18 protein-coding genes, 2 pseudogenes and 1 other annotated feature are annotated in these 19491 nt (G+C 60.1%); of the genes and pseudogenes, 11 read left to right on the forward strand and 9 right to left on the reverse strand.

Features of this window, described 5'->3' with window-relative positions:
- Positions 1-167 precede the first annotated feature (167 nt).
- From SSPSH_RS10305 to SSPSH_RS10320, 4 genes are all read right to left on the reverse strand, one after another.
- Positions 168-1565: a replication-associated recombination protein A gene (locus tag SSPSH_RS10305; RefSeq protein ID WP_006912546.1), complete on the reverse strand. Its 1398-nt coding sequence runs from the start codon at positions 1563-1565 to the stop codon at positions 168-170.
- The gene (locus SSPSH_RS10310; protein ID WP_006912547.1) at positions 1534-1938 is read right to left on the reverse strand and encodes a VanZ family protein; all 405 of its coding nucleotides are present in this window, start codon (positions 1936-1938) and stop codon (positions 1534-1536) included. Before SSPSH_RS10310 ends, SSPSH_RS10305 begins: the two co-directional genes overlap by 32 nt.
- Positions 1938-2579: an outer membrane lipoprotein periplasmic chaperone LolA gene (gene lolA, locus SSPSH_RS10315; protein WP_006912548.1), complete on the reverse strand. Its 642-nt coding sequence runs from the start codon at positions 2577-2579 to the stop codon at positions 1938-1940. Before lolA ends, SSPSH_RS10310 begins: the two co-directional genes overlap by 1 nt.
- Positions 2580-2710: 131 nt before the next feature.
- Positions 2711-5170, reverse strand: coding sequence for a DNA translocase FtsK (locus tag SSPSH_RS10320; protein WP_006912549.1), 2460 nt, complete (start codon positions 5168-5170; stop codon positions 2711-2713).
- A gap of 210 nt (positions 5171-5380) precedes the next feature.
- Between SSPSH_RS10320 and SSPSH_RS10325 the strand changes: the two genes are divergently transcribed.
- The 11 genes and pseudogenes from SSPSH_RS10325 to SSPSH_RS10375 all read left to right on the forward strand — a co-directional run.
- Positions 5381-5716: a hypothetical protein gene (locus tag SSPSH_RS10325; protein ID WP_006912550.1), complete on the forward strand. Its 336-nt coding sequence runs from the start codon at positions 5381-5383 to the stop codon at positions 5714-5716.
- Between the two features lie 107 nt (positions 5717-5823).
- Positions 5824-6966, forward strand: a complete 1143-nt coding sequence (locus SSPSH_RS10330; RefSeq protein ID WP_006912552.1) for a GNAT family N-acetyltransferase — start codon at positions 5824-5826, stop codon at positions 6964-6966.
- Complete coding sequence (gene aat / locus SSPSH_RS10335) at positions 6963-7706, forward strand: leucyl/phenylalanyl-tRNA--protein transferase (RefSeq protein WP_006912553.1); 744 nt, start codon at positions 6963-6965, stop codon at positions 7704-7706. The genes SSPSH_RS10330 and aat overlap by 4 nt, the downstream gene beginning before the upstream one ends.
- 87 nt (positions 7707-7793) lie before the next feature.
- Positions 7794-8012 carry a translation initiation factor IF-1 gene (gene infA / locus SSPSH_RS10340; protein ID WP_006912554.1) on the forward strand — a complete coding sequence of 73 codons (219 nt, stop codon included), beginning with the start codon at positions 7794-7796 and terminating at the stop codon, positions 8010-8012.
- Between the two features lie 163 nt (positions 8013-8175).
- Positions 8176-8673, forward strand: a complete 498-nt coding sequence (locus SSPSH_RS10345; RefSeq protein ID WP_006912555.1) for a pilin — start codon at positions 8176-8178, stop codon at positions 8671-8673.
- 167 nt (positions 8674-8840) lie between these two features.
- Positions 8841-9167: a transposase gene (locus SSPSH_RS19205; RefSeq protein ID WP_006912556.1), complete on the forward strand. Its 327-nt coding sequence runs from the start codon at positions 8841-8843 to the stop codon at positions 9165-9167.
- Positions 9168-9739: 572 nt separating this feature from the next.
- Complete coding sequence (locus SSPSH_RS19705) at positions 9740-10216, forward strand: pilin (RefSeq protein ID WP_006912557.1); 477 nt, start codon at positions 9740-9742, stop codon at positions 10214-10216.
- A 155-nt stretch (positions 10217-10371) separates the two neighbouring features.
- Positions 10372-11067 (forward strand): transposase, encoded by a 696-nt coding sequence (locus SSPSH_RS19500; protein WP_006912558.1) that lies wholly within the window; start codon positions 10372-10374, stop codon positions 11065-11067.
- A gap of 279 nt (positions 11068-11346) precedes the next feature.
- Positions 11347-11823 (forward strand): pilin, encoded by a 477-nt coding sequence (locus tag SSPSH_RS10365; protein ID WP_006912559.1) that lies wholly within the window; start codon positions 11347-11349, stop codon positions 11821-11823.
- Between the two features lie 87 nt (positions 11824-11910).
- Positions 11911-12863, forward strand: a pseudogene (locus SSPSH_RS10370) (IS481 family transposase).
- A gap of 183 nt (positions 12864-13046) precedes the next feature.
- Positions 13047-13519 (forward strand): annotated as a pseudogene (locus SSPSH_RS10375) (transposase); the annotation flags it as partial.
- Positions 13325-13441, forward strand: a sequence feature (AL1L pseudoknot). Its footprint overlaps the pseudogene before it by 117 nt.
- A gap of 54 nt (positions 13520-13573) precedes the next feature.
- On the opposite strand, the gene pelG reads toward SSPSH_RS10375, so the two are convergent.
- From pelG to SSPSH_RS10400, 5 genes are read right to left on the reverse strand one after another with little or no spacing between them, the layout of a single operon-like run.
- Complete coding sequence (gene pelG / locus SSPSH_RS10380; protein WP_006912563.1) at positions 13574-14956, reverse strand: exopolysaccharide Pel transporter PelG; 1383 nt, start codon at positions 14954-14956, stop codon at positions 13574-13576.
- Positions 14957-14959: 3 nt separating this feature from the next.
- Positions 14960-16543 (reverse strand): GT4 family glycosyltransferase PelF, encoded by a 1584-nt coding sequence (gene pelF / locus SSPSH_RS10385; RefSeq protein ID WP_006912564.1) that lies wholly within the window; start codon positions 16541-16543, stop codon positions 14960-14962.
- Positions 16540-17532, reverse strand: coding sequence for a tetratricopeptide repeat protein (locus SSPSH_RS10390; RefSeq protein ID WP_006912565.1), 993 nt, complete (start codon positions 17530-17532; stop codon positions 16540-16542). The genes pelF and SSPSH_RS10390 overlap by 4 nt, the downstream gene beginning before the upstream one ends.
- The gene (locus SSPSH_RS10395) at positions 17519-18883 is read right to left on the reverse strand and encodes a PelD GGDEF domain-containing protein (protein ID WP_006912566.1); all 1365 of its coding nucleotides are present in this window, start codon (positions 18881-18883) and stop codon (positions 17519-17521) included. The genes SSPSH_RS10390 and SSPSH_RS10395 overlap by 14 nt, the downstream gene beginning before the upstream one ends.
- A 45-nt stretch (positions 18884-18928) precedes the next feature.
- Positions 18929-19453: a hypothetical protein gene (locus tag SSPSH_RS10400; protein ID WP_006912567.1), complete on the reverse strand. Its 525-nt coding sequence runs from the start codon at positions 19451-19453 to the stop codon at positions 18929-18931.
- Positions 19454-19491: the final 38 nt, after the last annotated feature.

A 19491-nucleotide genomic window follows, 5' to 3' on the forward strand; every position in this document is an offset into this window, starting at 1 on the left:
GACCGCGTTTCGCCTCGGCTGGTTCCGAGCGCCTATCGCTTGCCGTAATCAGCGGCCAGGTGAAACGCGGCGCCGAACCACGCGCGAATACGCCTGTGTACTAAGCCGGGGTTTATTTCCAGACTGCGCCGGGGCGCCTGCGGTGACACCCCAGCCTGCCGGCTGGGCTATTCGCGCTGTTTACCGGGCGCGCCCTGCGGATGACTCCGGCTTACACGCGGGTCGCGTGCCTGCACGTCGCGCTCGCGCAAACGCGCCAGTTTCTCGCCGATTTTTATTTCCAGCCCACGTGCCACCGGCTCGTAGTAGCGCGTGCCGGCAAGCTCCTCCGGCAGATAGCTATCGCCGGCGGCATAACCTTCCGTCTCATTATGCGCGTAGCGATAGCCGTCGGCATAGCCGAGGTCTTTCATCAGTTTTGTCGGCGCATTGCGAATATGCATGGGGACTTCCAGCGTGCCCCGTTCGCGTGCGTCTCGCCAGGCGGCGTTGAACGCCATATAGACGGCGTTCGATTTCGGCGCACAGGCGAGATAGACCGCCGCCTGCGCAATCGCCAGCTCGCCTTCCGGTGAACCCAAGCGTTCGTAGGTGTCCCAGGCATCCAGCGTAAGTCGCAGCGCACGCGGGTCTGCATTGCCGATATCTTCGCTGGCCATGCGCGTGACACGGCGGGCCACATAGCGCGGGTCGCAGCCGGCTTCGAGCATGCGCGAAAGCCAGTAGAGCGTGGCATCGGGATCGCTGCCACGCACGCTTTTATGCAACGCCGACATCTGGTCGTAGAAATAATCGCCGCCCTTGTCGAAGCGGCGCAGGCCCTCGCGCAGTACTTCGTCGAGATCGGCCTGGGTGATTTCGCCCCGGCCGTCGTCGCGTCCCGCCGCGATATCCGCCGCGAGCTCGAGCAGGTTCAACGCGCGCCGCGCATCGCCATCGGCACGCGCGGCGAGCTGGTCGCGCAGTTCGGCCGACATATCCAGTTCACGCGCACCCAGCCCATGCTCGCTGTCATCAAGTGCACGATCGATCAGTTCACGAACAACCACCGGCTCAAGCGCGCGCAGCACATAGGTACGCGTACGTGAAAGCAGCGCGTTATTGACTTCGAACGACGGATTTTCCGTAGTCGCGCCGACAAGCACGACGGTGCCGTCTTCGACATAAGGCAAAAGGCCATCCTGCTGCGCCTTGTTGAAGCGGTGCACTTCATCCACGAACAACAACGTACCGCGGCCTTCGGCTTCGCGCGCGGTGCGCGCTTCGGCCACCGCGGCGCGAATATCCTTTACGCCGGCCATCACCGCGGAAATCTGCACGAAACGAATATCCACCTCGGCGGCGAGCAGACGCGCGAGCGTGGTTTTGCCGGTACCGGGCGGGCCCCACAGGATCATCGAATGAATACGGCCGGCCGCAAGCGCCCGTGCCAACGGTTTGTCCGGGCCGAGAATATGCGTCTGGCCCACATAATCGGCCAGACGCGCCGGGCGCATACGATCGGCCAGTGGCCGACCGGCGCTGGTTACGGGGCTATCGAGGTTGATCTGTTTTTGCTGCGACACGGGCGTCAAGATAACCCAGCCAGCGCATTGCCCCAAAGCGCGCGAGCGCGACACCCGACAGAACCCCGAAGGCATCGGCCGTCAGATCCCGCATGTCCGCGCTCCGATAAGGCGTGAACGACTGTGCGACTTCGATGAATGCGCCGAACAGAATCATCACGATGATTACGCGCACATAACGCGGTGCCAGCAGATTGGCGAACCAACCAGACAGCAGTGCAAACGAGGCGAAATGCTCGAACTTGTCGAAATGCTCGATTTGCGGCTGCGGCGGTTGCGGCATCAGACAGGCATAGGTCAACACGCCGCACCCAAGCAGCCCAAGGGCAAGCCAGAGCCGGCCCAGCGCGTAATCGTCGCGCACGATGGGCATTACCGCCCCTGCCCGTTCATGCCACGGCCGTCGACCACTTCGACATCGTCGGGGATATCGAGCGTGAAACGGGACTCATCGAGTGTCGGATTGAGCTCGATATCGCTGAAACGGATATGCGTGGTCTGGCCCAGGTTGTCGTCGAGTTCCATCACACTCGGGACCTGATCCTTCAGACCGAGGCGGACTTCCTGAAAATCGGTATCGTCTGCGCGCGGCGTCAAGCGCACCCAGCTCATGCCGTCGCGTCGGCCCGCCGATACGATATTGAAGGCATCTTCGAGCGCCGCACCGCCAGTCAACAACAGCGCGGGCGTGGCCTGCAACGTGGCATCGATACTGCGGATGGTCACCTGGGCAAGATCAACGTCGTAGAAGCGAAAGGTTTCGCCATCGCTGACGATCACCTGCTGATAAGGCGCCGTATATTCCCAGCGGAAGCGATCCGGGCGCGACAGCAGAAACGTTCCGCTGGCCTGTTGCAGCGTTTGTCCGCTGTCGTCTTTCTGTTCTTGTTCGAACTGTGCGGACAGGCTGTCGACGTTGTTATAGAACGCTTCAAGATCGCCTACGCCATCGGCCTGGGCGGTTACGGCGGCACACAGCAGAACGAAGGCTACGAGAATTCGACGCAGAGGCATTACAGCGCTCTCCTTGATAGATGAAACGGGCGGATAGTCGCTGACGCATGCTAGGCGCCAGCCATGAATCACGCCTGAACTTCGAGGCTCGAACCCGTTTGATGAATTAACGGCAGCAGCGCTGCGCGAGTTCAATCCTCGGGCGGCGGCGGGGCGAGCACTTCACGTCCCCCGCTGCCCTCGGCCGCGCTGACGATACCGGCATTCTCCATTTGCTCGATCAGACGAGCAGAGCGGTTGTAACCGACGCGCAGACGCCGCTGAACATAGGAAATCGAGGCCTTGCGGGTCTTGGTGACGATCGCAACGGCCTGATCGTAGAGCGGGTCGGCTTCGGCATCTTCTTCGTCGTCAATGCCGCCCTCGCCGTCGGCGCCGCCGCCATCGAGAATTTCATCGATATAGTCGGGCGCGCCCACCTGCTTGAGATATTCCACCACCTTGTGGACTTCGTGATCGTCGACGAACGCGCCGTGCACACGCGTCGAAAACCCGGTCCCCGGCGGTAGATACAGCATATCGCCGTGGCCGAGCAGGCTTTCCGCGCCCTGCTGATCGAGAATGGTGCGCGAGTCAATCTTTGAGGCCACCTGAAAGCCGATCCGTGTCGGAATATTGGCCTTGATCAGCCCCGTGATCACGTCGACCGAGGGGCGCTGGGTCGCCAGAATCATATGCAGGCCGGCCGCACGTGCTTTCTGTGCGATACGCGCAATCAGCTCTTCGACCTTCTTGCCGACCACCATCATCATGTCGGCCAGCTCGTCCACGATGATCACGATCGCGGGCATCGGCTCGAGCGTCGGCACTTCCTCGCCCGCCTCGGCCTGATCGTTTGACTGGGCGTTCTTGAGGATCGGGTCCTCGATCGGCGTACCGGCTTCGATCGCCTTGCGTACCTTGGTGTTGTAGCCGGCTACGTTACGCACGCCCAGTGCGGCCATGAGTTTGTAGCGGCGCTCCATTTCGCCCACACACCAGCGCAGCGCATTGGCTGCGTCCTTCATGTCGGTCACCACCGGCGCCAACAGATGCGGAATGCCCTCATAGACCGACAACTCGAGCATCTTCGGGTCGATCATGATCAGGCGAACCTGCTCGGCCGTGGCCTTGTGCAGGATCGACAGAATCATGGCGTTGACCGCCACCGACTTACCCGAACCCGTCGTGCCCGCCACCAGCAGGTGCGGCATTTTGCCGAGATCGGCGGTAACCGGGTTGCCGCCGATATCCTTGCCGAGTGCCATGGTCAACGGCGACTTGTTGCCAGTATAGAGCGGTGATTCGAGGATTTCACGCAGCATGACGATCTCGCGATCTGCGTTGGGAATTTCCAGGCCCACCACGGATTTGCCGGGAATCACCTCGACCACGCGTACGCTGGTGGTGGACATGGCACGCGCCAGATCCTTGGCCAGATTCGAAATCTGACTGACCTTGACGCCCGGAGCGGGATCGAGCTCAAAGCGCGTGATCACCGGCCCCGGCTCCACCGCCACGACCTTGCCCTGGACATTGAAGTCCGCGAGATGCTGCTCGAGCTGCTCCGACATCCGCTGGAGCACCGACTCGTCCTGATCGTTCTTGCTCTCGCGGGCCGGATCGAGCAGCGCGGTCGGCGGAATCGGACTATCGCGCTCCGGATCGTAGGTCGGCACGTCCACATGCTCTTCGATCGGCAAGTCCAGCTGATTCGCCTTGACCGATTTCCTGGGCTTTTTGACCTGTACGCCGCTGCCACCGGCGGATGCGCCAGCCGCCGGCGAACCTGTCGCCCCCGCCGCGGGCCCGCCATTATCGAGCGTCGGGGCAACGCGGGATTTCTTTTTCTGCGCCGGCGCGGGCTTGGGTGGCGCTGCGGCCTTACGCTCGGCGCGGTTGGCCTGCCAGGCACGCACCCGATCGATCGTTTCTGTGAACCCACCCTGTAACAGGGTCAACACGAAATGACCGGTGCGCTCGGTCACGACCAGCCAGGAGAATCCCAGCCCCACCGACAGCGTGATCACGAACACGGTAATCAACAGCCAGGCTGCGCCCAGTTTGTTGATTACGCTGGCGAGCGCGCCCGCACTGGCCGCGCCCAGAATGCCGCCGCTGCCTTGCGGCATGACCTGGTTCTGATCCCCGAGTGCCAGCCAGGCCAGACCACAGCCGGACACCAGCCAAAGCAAAAGCGCGCTCGCGCGCACGCTTCGTGAGAAGACATCGCTCCGCTCACGCTCGCTGTTGGCAAAAACCAACCAGCCGCCGTAAAGCACGAGCCAGGGAAAGATGAAGCCGAGATAGCCAAACAGGCTCAGCAGCACATCGGCAAACCAAGCCCCCGGCGCGCCAAACAGGTTGCGAATCGCCGTGCCGTCGCCGAGACCGGACCACCCCGGATCGCGCGGGCTGTAAGACACCAGCGCTGCGAGCAGAAACAATGTGATCGCCGCAGCCGCAAACAGCACGGCCTCGCGCATCAGTCGCCCCAAGCGCTGACGGTAGCGACTGGGCGGCGCCTGCTCCGCACTTTTTTCGCGCGCCTTGGCACTGGGCTTGGGCCCTGCTTTACTGGCTTTGGTTTGTTTGGCGCCTGCCTTTGCCATCAATCGCCCTTCACGGCCGTGTGTCGAACACGGCATTGCCTATCGAACAGTCCTGTCTTCATCGCGCGAATTGTACCCGACACCATCGATCCCAGCGGAGCCATATCTCGAACACATCGGCGCAGCGCCTTGAATCGGCGCGATTTGTGCACCATTTAATTAGCAGCGATCAATATTCAGTTCAGTCGCGATCAACCAGCGGAGTACGTCATGTCCGTACATCACTTTCTGCTCACCCAGGATGGGGCGATCGAAGAATTCAGCGAAGACGAAGCCGCGGCTGTGGCCGAGGGCAAGCGCGAGCTGCCCCAGTTCGCCGATAAACGTCTGCGCTATGTTCAGGTCGCCTATGAAGATAAAGCCAACGAAAATGGCGAGATCCATGTCAAAACGCTGGGCGCGATCGTGAGTTTCGACGACGCGGGGCGTTTGCGCGAGGCCGGTACGGCCGACAACGAACAGGACAAACTCGACGCCTTCGAACACGATGCCTGCGTACAGTATGCGCTTCGCGATACCGTGGGGCAGCGCTACGCGCTGAATTAACCCGAACGATCACGCGCGGCTGCGACGCGCTGCCACGACAACCGTATACGCATCTTGAAGCGTATACGGTCTTCAATCGTTTCTATAATTTCCGATGTGATGCTGCCATGGCGCGACTCGTTCAAGTCGATTCCATCCTCGACATACCCGCCGCGAGCTGGGATGCACTCTGCGCCACCGGTCAGCCTTTCGTCCGCCACGGTTTCCTGGCCGCGCTCGAAGCTGGCAACAGCGTAGGAGAATCCAACGGCTGGATACCGGCCCACTGCCTTCTGGAAAACGACGATGGCCAGATCGTCGCTGCGGCGCCGCTCTATGAGAAGCATCATTCCTACGGTGAATTCGTCTTCGACTTCGCCTGGGCCAACGCCTATGCGCAAGTCGGGCTCGACTACTACCCGAAATTGTTGAACGCCATACCGTTCACGCCGGTTTGCGGGCCCCGCATACTCGGTGTCGATACCGCAGCGCGGCGCGCGCTAGCCCAGGCTATGGCCGCCCTGCCCGGCGAGCATGGGGCTTCGTCGCTGCACAGTCTGTTCGTAGATAATGACGCGGCACACGCACTGCGTGAGACGGGCGCTTGCGCCCGGCGCGGCTGCCAGTATCGCTGGTATAACCGCGGATATACGGATTTCGAAGCGTTCCTCAGCCAGCTATCTTCAAAGCGACGTAAAGAAATCCGGCGCGAACGCAAACGCATGCATGACGCAAGCGTGCATGTTCGCGTACTGCGGCCCGACGAGATCGACGACGATCTATGGGACACGCTCTATGCCTTTTACGGTCGCACCTACGCCATTCGCGGCCAAGCACCCTATCTGACGCGCGCATTCTTCAACGAACTGTGCGCGCGCATACCCGATCGGGTGCGATTTTTTGTAGCCTATCATCGTGAAAGACCGGTCGGGATGGCGTTCATGATGCTCGGCGACGATACGCTTTACGGCCGACATTGGGGCTGTGAGACGGACTACCACAGCCTTCATTTCGAGACCTGCTATTACGCCGGTATTGAGTACTGTATCCAGAACGGCCTGGCCTGCTTCGATGCCGGCGCCCAGGGCGAGCACAAGATTCGCCGCGGCTTCGAACCGGTGGCGACCTGGTCATACCACGTAATAGCGGATCAGAGGCTCGCGACGGCGATCGACGACTTCTGCGTCCGGGAAGCTCAGATGATGAAATCGTTCGAACACGAACAACGCGAACGCAGCAATTTCGCAGAACCCGCCCACTCGGACTCGTGAGCGGGCTGCGCGTGTATTGGCTGGACCCGAATACGCCTGACGGTGCCTTTCCCGACCCGGAACTGGCGCTGGATGAACCCAACGGCCTGCTCGCCATGGGCGGCGACCTGTCACCGCAACGCCTACGGCGCGCCTACGCGCAAGGTATCTTCCCCTGGTACAACCCGGACGAGTCGGTGCTGTGGTGGTGCCCCGACCCGCGCACGGTATTCGAAACCGACGCCGTTCACATCTCCCGCCGACTCAGGCGTACGCTTGCCAAGGCCGACTATGCCGTCACGCTCGACGAAGACTTCAACAGCGTGATCAGCAACTGTGCCGGCACACGCGCGGGCAATCCCGGCACCTGGCTCGGCCCGGAAATGCGCGCGGCTTATGCCAAACTTCATGCCCTGGGCGACGCCCACTCCATCGAAGTCTGGCGCGACGGCACACTGATCGGTGGTTTGTATGGCGTCGCGCTGGGGCGCATGTTCTTCGGCGAATCGATGTTTTCGCGTGAGAGCGATGCCAGCAAGATCGCGCTGGTCTGGCTTGCACGCCAACTCCATGCCTGGGGCTTCCCGCTACTCGACGGCCAGGTCGGCTCGGACCACCTTTATCGCATGGGCGCGATCGACCTCCCCCGCAGCAAGTTCCTCAAGATCGTACGCCAAGCGATCAGCAAACCCGGACCGTCCGGCGCCTGGCATTTCGATATCGACGCCCCCGCCAACCCGGACCATATCGGCAGCAGATAATCGGTTACGGCGCCTACAGGATTGAACCGCCGCCGTAAATCACCGATAATCCACCGGTTAAACCGTCAGAATCGAGATCAGGAGTCAATGGCCAAAGAAGACCACATCGAGATGGAGGGCACGGTCGTCGAGACGCTGCCTAACACCACCTTCCGCGTAAAGCTGGAAAACGGACACATCGTCACTGCCCATATTTCCGGCAAGATGCGTAAACACTATATTCGTATTCTGCGGGGCGATACCGTCACGGTACAGATCACGCCCTACGACCTGAGCAAGGGCCGAATCACCTACCGCGGCCGATAGGTGACGTTTCGCGTCACCTTCTGACGCGTTCGGATGTGCCCACTCGCGTCACTTCGACCGCAAACCCGCGTTCAATAAGAATTTATAAGATGGCACGCCACGTGCTATAACACTGGTGCGTCACCACTCGGCGTCCTAATTCACGCTCAATCGGGGGAACCCAATGCAGAAGCAACAAGGCTTTACTCTCATCGAACTGATGATCGTCGTCGCGATCATCGGCATCTTGGCGGCGATTGCTATCCCGCAGTATCAGAATTATGTCGCACGCTCGCAGATGTCTGAGGCAATGACTCTTGCAAGCGGCGTAAAAACAGATGTGGCAGAAATTTATAACACTACAGGCTCGGTTTCTTCGGCGGATAGCAGTACCGATTCTGCAGCCAGCCAAATCCCGCCGTCTTCACAAATTAGCGGCACTTACGTTGATAACGTTGCTGTCTCAGATGGTGTTATTACGGCAACACTTCGTGGTACCGGCAGCGACGTGAGTGCAGCTATCCAAGGCAAGAAAGTTCAACTTACGCCGGGCGTAACCACAGGGGCGGGGTTCACAGCCTTAAGTTCAGCAACTGCGTCAGAGGTAGGGTCCATTACGTGGGAATGCAAAAGCGACGCGGAAGCGAAATATCTCCCGGGGAGCTGTACGTCAGGGCTGTAAAAAATTGCCTTCTGCAAGCATTATATAATAGCTAGCAAGCCCACCTCCCGAGGTGGGCTTTTTATTGGTTCATCGCAGATTAGTGGGAAGAGTTGCGAAGAAAAGGGGCCAGACACGTTTTTGCTAGGAATGCCGCTTAATAGCCCAAGCACTCGCCGAACCCGCCGATGCCTCGCCTGCCCCGCTTTAATCTTGTCGACGTGCCGCAGCACGTGATTCACCGCGGCAATAATCGCCAGGCCTGTTTTTTCGAACCTGACGATTATCTGTTCTATATCGACTGCTTGAAGTCTGCCGCTGATCAGGAAAGCTGCGATATTCATGCGTACGGCTTGATGACGAACCATGTGCATATTCTCGCTACCCCGCGACGACACCATGCCGTTTCCCGCATGATGCAGTCCGTCGGTCGGCGGTATGTGCAGTACGTCAATAAACGAAACCAGCGGACCGGTACCCTATGGGAAGGCCGCTACAAAGCCAGCCTAATTTAGGCCGAGCGATATCTATTGACCTGTCAACGCTACATCGAGTTGAACCCAGTCCGGGCCAAGAGCTTGGCCGACAGACCTGAGAACTATCGCTGGTCCAGCTACCATGCCAATGCGCTGGGGCGCGGGGACGCGTGGCTCACGCCGCACCCGCTCTATTCCGATCTCGGCCGGACTCCCGTCAACCGGCAGGCACACTACCGCGCTTTATTCGCCGAGCCCCTCCCGCCAGAGGCGATACACGAGATACGACAGAGCGTAAATCAGGGCGTCGCACTCGGTGGAGAGCAATTCAGAGATCAGATCGAAGCCGCACTGGACATCCGAGCCCGACCGGGAAATCGCGGACGTCCGCGCAAACGCAAGGCATAATCGAAGCCAATCGGTAGGTCCTATTATCGTGTCTGCCCCCTTTAGAGATATCGAGATATTTAGCTATGGCGGCCGTTCATTGTTTAGCTGTAAGCACGGCTCGCTAGAATGGGCTTGCCGCCGATAAACCTTCCGGTGATCGCGACCAATTTGCAACAGTGCCATGGCGAGCGACTGTCGTTGGCATTTTCGGGAGAGCCACAATGACCCAGCCCTCGCCGCTTCAATCCGGCTTCACGCTGATTGAAGTGATGATCGTGGTTGCGATCATCGGCATTCTCGCGGCGATCGCGGTGCCGACCTACTCGAACTATGTCGCCCGCGCACAGTTTTCCGAGGCGCTCACTCTGGTTAGTGGCGTGAAAACCGCGGTGGCGGATGCCTATCAGAGCCGCGACGACCTCGACGGGATTGATAATGGCGTCGGCTCGATACCGGCGGCCAGCGCCATAACGGGCACCTATGTGGAGAATGTCGTAGTCGCCGATGGCATTATCACAGCCACATTCAAGACGGATAGCGCACTCGATGGCAAGACCATGACGTTGATACCCACGATCAACAAAGACGCATTGGCCTGGCAATGCACCACAACGGCGCCGCCCGCCAAGGCGCCTTCGACCTGTAACGAAGCGACGCCAAATAATATCGGTTCAGACACGGTGCCGATCACGGACTAGGTGTGATCTCTCAGTAGGTTGTTCATCCGGGCCGCAGTCCCGAAGCTGATGGGTGTTCGAAGTCCGTCAGTTCGAGGAGCAACCCGGATGAGAGAAAAGGGGTCAGACACAATTTCCTGCTAGGATCAAAACTCAAAACAAACAACCCGATAACCATGCCCCGCCTGCCCCGCTTCAATCTCGTTGATGTGCCACAACACGTGATTCAGCGTGGCAACAATCGTCAGGCCTGCTTTTTCGAGGCGGACGATTATCTGTTCTATCTCGAATGTTTGAAGGAGGCGTCGAAATCCGCCGGGTGCGATATTCACGCCTACGTGCTGATGACCAACCACGTGCATATTCTCGCCACGCCACGTCGCGACCATGCCGTTTCACGCATGATGCAGTCAGTCGGTCGGCGGTATGTGCAATACGTCAATAGGAGAAATCAGCGGACCGGCACACTCTGGGAAGGCCGCTACAGGGCGAGTCTGGTTGAAGCCGAACGGTATCTACTGACCTGTTATCGCTATATCGAATTGAACCCGGTCCGCGCCAAGAGTTTGCCCGATAAGCCGGAGAACTATCGCTGGTCCAGTTATCATGCCAATGCGCTAGGGCGTGGAGACGCGTGGCTTACGCCGCATCCGCTCTACTCGGATCTCGGCGGATCGCCAGCCGAACGGCAAGCGCGCTACCGAGCGCTGTTTACCGAAGCGCTGACGCAAGAGGCGGTACAGGAGATACGACAGACCGTGAATCAAGGCGTCGCACTCGGCGGAGAACAGTTCAGAGATCAGATCGAAGCGGCATTGGACATGCGTGCTCGGCCGGGGAGCCGCGGCCGCCCACGTAATCGCCGTAGTTAATGGTGCGATCGCACAGCAGATAGTTACGGCAGGTAATAACCGATCGACAATGCCGGCGTGTTTTAATTGTGTCTGACCCCTTTTAGTGGAGATTTTTTGATTGCTCTCAGACGGACTTGATTAGCGGCGTTCAGGGGTTGCCAGGCTGTTGTTGCCGCTTTTATTTGATTACCACTCGCTAGAAGTTGCCAGCCGCGATAACCCCCTTGGGTAACGGCTATCCATTCGCAGAAGTGCTTCGCCGAGCGCTCCTAAAAGGCGTTTCTCAGGAGAACAATAATGATCCAGGCTTCGCGGCGCGCGTCCGGCTTCGCGCTGATCGAGCTCATGATCGTGGTTGCGATCATCGGCATTCTCGCGGCGATCGCGGTGCCGACCTACTCGAACTATGTCGCCCGCGCACAGTTTTCCGAGGCGCTCAGTCTGGTTAGTGGTGTGAAGACCGCGGTAGCGGATGCCTATCAGGGCCGCGACGACCTCGACGGGATTGATAACGGCGTCGGCTCGATACCGGCGGCCAGCGCCATAACGGGCACCTATGTTGAAAATGTCGTAGTCGCCGATGGCATTATCACGGCCACATTCAAGACGGATAGCGCACTCGATGGCAAGACGATGACGTTGATACCCACGATCAACAAAGACGCATTGGCCTGGCAATGCACCACAACGGCGCCGCCCGCCAAGGCGCCTTCGACCTGTAACGCAGCGACGCCGAATAATATCGACTCAGACACGGTGCCGATCACGGACTAGGTGTGATCTCTCAGTAGGTTGTTCATCCGGGCCGCAGTCCCGAAGCTGATGGGTGTTCGAAGTCCGTCACTTCGAGGAGCAACCCGGATGAACACGCACAAGAATGCGCGTCTGACCGTTCACGGTCGAGCCCACTTGGTCCAGTGCATCGTCGATGATGGCTTGCGACCGGTCGAGGCTGCACAGGCGGTTGGCGTGAGCGCGCGAACGGCCTACAAATGGCTTCACCGTTATAAAGCGCACGGCTGGCCGGGATTGGTCGAGCGCAGTTCTCGGCCGACGCGTTGTCCGCATCAGCTGTGTTCGGCCAAGCGCGACCGGATCATCGCATTACGCCGAGCACGCCGGATCTATCGAGATATCGCCGAGACGGTTGGCGTGCCCGTATCGACGGTGGCTCGTGTGTTGCGCCGGGCTGGCTTGAACCGGCTCTCGGCGCTTCACCCGGCACCGCCGGTGCGGCGCTACGAACAAGACGCGCCGGGTGATCTGCTGCATCTGGACATCAAGAAGCTGGGGCGCTTCGAGCGCCCTGGGCATCGCGTGACCGGCGATCGGCAAGCCGGCCGCTCACGCGGCGCCGGCTGGGACTACGTGCATGTGGCCATCGATGATCACAGCCGAATCAGCTGGGCGACGATCAGGCCGGATGAGAGCGGCGCCAGCGCCTGGCGTGCGTTGATCGCGGCCGTGCGGTACTACCGCCACCTGGTGTAACTATCCGGGGCGTGCTCACCGATAACGGCGCCTGCTATCAGTCCTGGGTGTTCGCCCGTGCTTGCCGTCGTCTGGGTATTCGGCACCGCCGCACGCGGGCTTATCGGCCGCGTACCAACGGCAAGGCCGAGCGACTGATTCAGACCGCACTGCGCGAATCGGCGTACGCGCGGTCTTACCCACACTCAGATCAGCGTGCGGCTCATCTGCCGCGCTGGCTGCACCACTACAATTGGCATCGACCGCATGCCAGTCTCGATTATCAACCACCCGTCAGCCGACTCGGCTTGTCCGTGAACAACCTGGTGGGGTTACACAGCTAGCCGCCTCCGAGCGGGTTTTGGCACACGCGAGTTTTCCCAACACGCCTGTCCCGCCATACCCGAAGCCCTCCGGTTCAAATGCGTGCTGATCCAAGGTGGAAAGTTCGCCTGAAGGGCTTCTGCAGAAAGGGATTGAATCGCCCCGGGTTCGTCGGAGGCTCCAACTCTTGAGAGACTGGAGCCATGAAAGCAAGCAAACGTTATTCCCCTGAAGTTCGCCAGCGTGCGGTTCGGATGGTCTTCGATCATCAGGGCGAGTACGCCTCGCAGTGGGCGGCGATCGGCTCGATTGCGGGCAAGTTCGGATGCACCGCTCAGACGCTGTGTAACTGGGTACGCCAGGCCGAGCGTGATCGCGGGCTGCGCGATGGCCAGACCACAGAAGAACGTGAGCGCGTCAAAGCGCTTGAGCGCGAGAACCGCGAGTTGAAGCGCGCCAATGAGATCCTGCGCAAGGCCTCTGCGTATTTTGCCCAGGCGGAGCTCGACCGCCGAGGCAAGTGATGGTCGATTTCATCGACGACCATCGTCGGGTTTACGGTGTCGAGCCGATCTGCCGGATAGTGCCGATCGCACCGTCGACCTATTACGACGCCAAGACCCAGCAGGCCGATGCCACGCGGCGTTCGGTACGCGCCCAGCGCGACACCGCCGTGTCCGAGGCGACCCAAGACCCAAGCCGGCCTATGCCGTTGATTCGCCTTTGCTTGTCAGCCCTGGCGCTGCAGCATGAACGTTTGGTAGGTCAGCTTCTGGAATTCACGATCCAGGAACGCCAGGCCAACGAGCGACGAGATCATCAGCGAGATGGCGAAGCCATAGCCGTAAAAGATCGCGCCCAGGTACATGCTCAGTAAGGTGAGCAACACGTTGCTGACGAAGAACAGCAGACAAAGCCCCAGCGCGATCTTGAGCTTATCGAGATAGAAGATCACGTTGAGAATCGCCATGAACAAGACCTGCATGCCCACGGCAACGATATCGATATTGAACAGCGGCACGTAGTACGGTGAGAAGCCCAGCCAGTCGATCAGCGATGGTGCGATCAGCAACAGCGCGACCACTGTGATGCCCTGAATCTTGAAGATGTCGTAGACACCCTGCTGCACGGTCTCGACCATGCGATCGAGGCGCAGTTCGATATGGCCGAGCGTATCGCCACCGCGTACGGCGTCGTAGTAGGCATCGTAGCGTTCGGCAAAATCGGTTTCCAGGCGAATCAGGAACACGGCCATGCCCGGCACGATCGACAGATACGCGAGAAAGATCGGAAAATCGTAGATCGGCGACGCACGCAGCGGCCCGATGACCTGCTCCGAAGTGGCCGGGTTATACCAGAACAGAAACTTGTCGGCCCAGATACCGAGGTTGTAGAACAGCCCGGTAAAGGCAAGCGAGCGATACGTCATCTTCGCATGACGAATATCGAAGGCTGCGATCTTGTCGCCTGGGTAATAACGCAGGACCAGGAACAGCAGAATATAGAACAGGATGCCCTGGCCGATCACGAAGCCGCCAAGCAGGCCTTCAAGATCGTAGCGCCGCAGCGCCATACCAAGCATGAAGGTAATCGCATAGCCGATGAAGAACGCCCAAAGCACCTGGCGATAGGCTTTCATGCCCGTAATGAACACCGTGATGCACCAGATATTGGTGAGCAGCACGAAGCCGACGAACATCTCGACGCGATACAACAGCGGCGTATCACCAAACAGCGTGATCAACACCGTCAGACCGATCGCGGCGGCGAGCACGTTCATCATCGTGAGCAGGCCGATCAGGTTCGGCAGAATCGTGCCGTCCTTCTTCTCGAACAGCCGGTCGGCAACGAAGCGGGTGAACAGCAACTGCGCGATGCCTGACAGGCTCAGCGAAGCAGCCACCAGATAGGTGACCGACACCAGAAACTGCCAGATCTGTTGCGAACGATCCGGCAAAAGCCCGAGCGTGAGCAGCCCGATCGCCATAATGACCAGAATCGACAGAACCCACGGCCCGGAGCTGATGATGCCCGCGTAGCCATACGCGCGCAGCAGACCGAAGTAACTGTCCTTGCGTAGCAGCTTGCGCAGCTCGAAACCGATACCGGCCATGCCCTACTCCCCTGCGGCGGCTACCGGCCGCGCCCGCTGATCGGCCGCTTCCGCGTAAAGATGTTCATAACGTTCGAGCATGAGCTGCTCGGAATAATGCTCGTCGACACGACGGATACCCACGGCCCGCGCCGACTCCCAGGCCTCGCGATCGGTCAGCAGATCGAGAATGGCGGCCGCCGTCTCGCCTGGATCCGCGATCGGCACAATACGGCCGGCCGCATGCGCCGGGTCCGGGGGTGTGGTCAGAGACGTTGCGCGTTCTTTTGGATGACCGTGTACCAGTTCGTAGCACGAACCCACGTCCGTACACACCACCGGGATACCGGATGCCATGGCTTCGAGCGCGACCAAAGGCTGCGCTTCGCTGATCGAAGTCAGCGTGGCCACGCGGATACGCGCGAACACGTCTTCTGCCTTCTGGAAACCACGGAACTGAACTGTCCCGCCGAGATCGAGCTGGGCGGCGAGATCACGACATTCCTGTGCGTATTCCGGATCTTCCGATTCGGGACCCACGATCCAGCCCTGGGCACCCGGCAGGCGCGACGCGACGATGCGCATGGCGCGTACGAACGTCTTGATTTCCTTGATCGGCGCCACGCGGCCGATCAGGGCGATAATCGGCGCAGTATTCTGGTGCGTCTGTTCGCGCAATGGCGAGAAGCGCGCGATATTGATGCCGTTGGGGATAACCCGGGTGTGTTCGGCCGGCGCCCCATCGATGATCTGGCGCTCGCGATTGCCTTCATAAAGCGTGGTAATCGGATTCGCCGCCGCATAGGTCAAACGACCGATCCCATCGAAGAAGCGAATCCAGAGACGACGGATATAACTTACGTCGTGGCGAAAGCCATGCGTAAGCACATCGTCGTAGGTTCTGATCCAGTCCGCTTCGGTCAGATCAATCTGGCGTTCCTTGGTATAAATGCCGTGTTCGGTAACGATGAACGGCAGATCGTGCATATGACGCGCGAGCGCGCCAAGAAAGCCCGCATAGCCGGTCGAGATCGAATGCAGGCAACGAGTCGGCGGCAGATTACGGGCAATACGCGCCAGCATGAACAGCGGCGAGTGCATGTTACGGACTGACCAGAAGTAATCTAGAAACGACGGATCGGTGCAGTATTTGCGGTAATACTCGACGATCTGTTCCCAGGCCTGACGGCTATAGAGAAAATCCTCGTGTGCCAGGCCGCCCTTCTTGCCTAACAGCTGCGCGACTTCACAAAGCTGCTTGTTCGGGTCAGAGGTGCGCGGATCCTTGAAATACTGGTGTAGGCCGTCGCTGGCCTCGAACGCCTTGCGGTTGCCTTCGAACTGGCGCGGCTCGTCGACGCCCTGGCCTGCATCCATCAGATAATGGCATTCCAGATGCACGACGTTGTCAGGCTTGTCGTACAGAATGCCATTATACGCGGCTTCGCTGCCGCCCATGAAAACGATCGCGAATCGGCGATGCGGCAAACCGCGGATCATCTGCTCGACCCAGCTCGCAACACCGCCGCGCACCATGGGATACGTGCCTTCGAGCAGCAGCGTGACGTCCGCCGGCGGGTCGTTCGGTCGCAGGGTGGGCCATTTCATAACCAGTACTCCATTACCGGCCGCATAACGGGGTTGTTTGATGCACGGGCGCTCATGCGCTCCAATGCCGGAGCCACGTCGCGGTAATCGCCGCGCACGAAAGCGAGTTCTGCCCAGCGCGGTGCGACGTCGTCGTTCGAAAGGCCCTGGCGCTCGGCTCGGCGCAGCGCATCCTCGGCCTCGTCATAGTGACGTAATTCCATACAAATTCGGGCGCGTAACAAGGACCGCTGTGCGGAATCATGCCGCTCGATGGCGGTATCGATCGCGTCGCGCGACTTGGTCAGCATCAATTCCTTGACGCTCCCCTTGGCCAGCTCGAGATAGGAAAACTCCCAGAAAAGCAGCGCACGTTCCTCGTGCAGCTCGCCGTCGGGATCGCCGCTCGCGGCGATGGCGTCGCGCACTTCATTGAGCTGGCTTTCGAGATCACGCTCGATGGAATTGAGCATCGCGTAGGCGAGCAATCGGACTTCGTCGGCCGAGTCACTCAGCGCCGAGCGCAAGATCGGTACCGCTTCGCGCCGCGGCAAATGGCGACACGCCATGATGGCCTGCTGGCGACGGTTACGGTCGTCGAAATGCGTGAGCACCGACGACAAGCCGTCACGCATGAATACATCGTTCGGGTCCACCGTGACCGGCTGGAACGGCAGATCGGGAATCGCCAGTGCATCCCAAGCCTTGGGCTTTTCACGGTAGGCGAAGTACAGCCCCGCCAACATGCCGATCGTCAGACCGATCGCGCCCAATGGCGGCGTGAATAAACTGGCGGTCGCAAGAAACGCGAATCCGCCGCCGACCGGGCGTTTGTAATTGGGCGGCAGCGCCAGATAGAGGCCGACGATCAGCACAGCACAACCGACGACATGCACCAGCAGAATCGTAATCAGCCCCACCGGGGCATGCCAGCCGATGACGAACGCCCAGGTTGCCAGCGCCTCGACCAGCAACCCGATGGGGATGAGAATAAGACTAAGCAGGCGCATGTTGCTCGGCCTGACGGCGGATACCGGCGACCAGATTCGCCGCCGACTGCTTGCCGTCGACATTACGCTGATGGAATACCAGCCCGCTTTCGGCCACGTCGACGCCGAAACGCTCGTTGAGCAACAGTGTCATGCGTTCACGATACGCGGCCGATCCACGCTCAGGCGTTAACGGCATGAGCACGTAAATCAGCCGGGAGTTACTTCCGAGATTCGTGGTCCACGCATAGTCCAGCGCCCGAAGCTGCTCGTAGATCAGATCGGTCAGCGTTTCGCTGCCCACATTACCGATGTGGCTCGGCACTTCGAAGGCGACCAGCAACGAATTCAACTTGTAGCGTGCGGCATAACGCGACCAGCGCTTGAGACGCTGTTCGAACTGGAACCGCGCCAGTTCCGCATCGGCCGGCGTACGCTCGTAGGCCTCGGTGATGATATCGCCGAGATTGCCGCCGAGTACCGACAGCAGATGCAGATTGCCCCGCTCGAACTCGACGAACGGCATTTCCGTAACCGTCACGATCGCCCAGATCTTGTCGTTGACGTCGATGAGCGGAATCACGGCCAGCAGAGGCTGAGCGCGATTCTGCAACTCCTCTTCCATCTCGCTCTTGAGGCTGATCATGCTGCGCTGCTCGAGGCAGGCCTGAACCATCGGATCGCCTGCGATGTCCTGATCCAAAGGCCGGCCACCGATAAACGCCAACGGTTCGCGCTCCACCCGTTCATGTTCGTCCACACGATAAAGCGCGCCCTGTTCGACACGCCCCTCATGCGAAATAAAGCTCAACAGATCACTCGCACGCTCGGTCAGGATATCGTCGCCCGGCTCGACTACGTCGAAGCGCTCGGCAAGCGCCAACAGAACGTCACGCAGGTTGTGCGGGTTGGCAGCCAGGCGCTCAGCGAGCTGGTCATGCGACACGCGCAGCACATGAAAATTACGCACGAACTCTTCAAGGCGGGTGCCCTGATATTCGTTGATGATCTTCATCTGCGTGATGCGCCGACGCCAGATATCGGTGAACTCGCCGGCCACCATGCCGGTGAGCAGCACACCGATGGCGTATTCGATCGGCAGATCCGTCTCGGCCCAGCCGGTACCCGAGGCGACCATCATGATGGCCACCGTGAGCAGCGCCGATGCAAAGCCGAACAGGAAGCCGTAGCGCAATCCCGCAAGCAGCGGGCCCAGGATGAGCCAGGCGAATGAACTCGCGTAGAACAGCGGATCGTCAGCGTTGAACAGCCAGCCGGCCAGCGGCACCAGCAGCGTAAGCACAGCTGTTTCCAGCATGCGCACCCAAATTGGCGGCACCTGGTAGTTCACGTCTTCAATTTGGGTGACCATAGGCAACCTTTCGTACTATCGTGCCGGCTCGAAGCGCTTCGAACTTTAAAGCGGCATATCGCTGACGAGACTGCTCATCAGCTGCTGCGCGGTACCACTGACGGTGGAATAACCCCAACCGGCCTTGGAGCCCGAGGCACTCCAGACCGTCGCGCCGGTATTCACGTCGATAACGCGAAGACTGATACCCACGGCAGGCTCGCCGTCCAGGCCGGTCTTGTACTGCCATTCCTCGACCGCGCCGGTCACGCCGTACTGATAACCCTGACGGCGGGCCCAGCTCAGCGCCTGATCAAGTGCGGCGTTCTGGTCGAATTCCGGCAGGCCGCCGTTGTCGCTACGCGGGGCCGGCGTGAGCATGTTTACGCCGCGCTGGTGTAGCAGCGTGGTCAGAATCGATTCGGCGCGCTCGCCTGCTTGCGGCGTTTCCGCATAGTTGGCGATCGGCAGCAACGCCCACCGCGCGGAGCCATCGAGTTGCTGACTGCGGTGCACATCAGTGACCGCACAGCCGGACAGCATGGCGACGGCAAGCGCGAACAGACTTGCGATAAGAGTAGAGCGTTTCATGGTGGTGGTTTCTCCCTGCCTACGAGTGACGTTGTGTT

The sequence above is a fragment of the Salinisphaera shabanensis E1L3A genome (assembly GCF_000215955.2).
GTDB classification, from domain to species: domain Bacteria; phylum Pseudomonadota; class Gammaproteobacteria; order Nevskiales; family Salinisphaeraceae; genus Salinisphaera; species Salinisphaera shabanensis.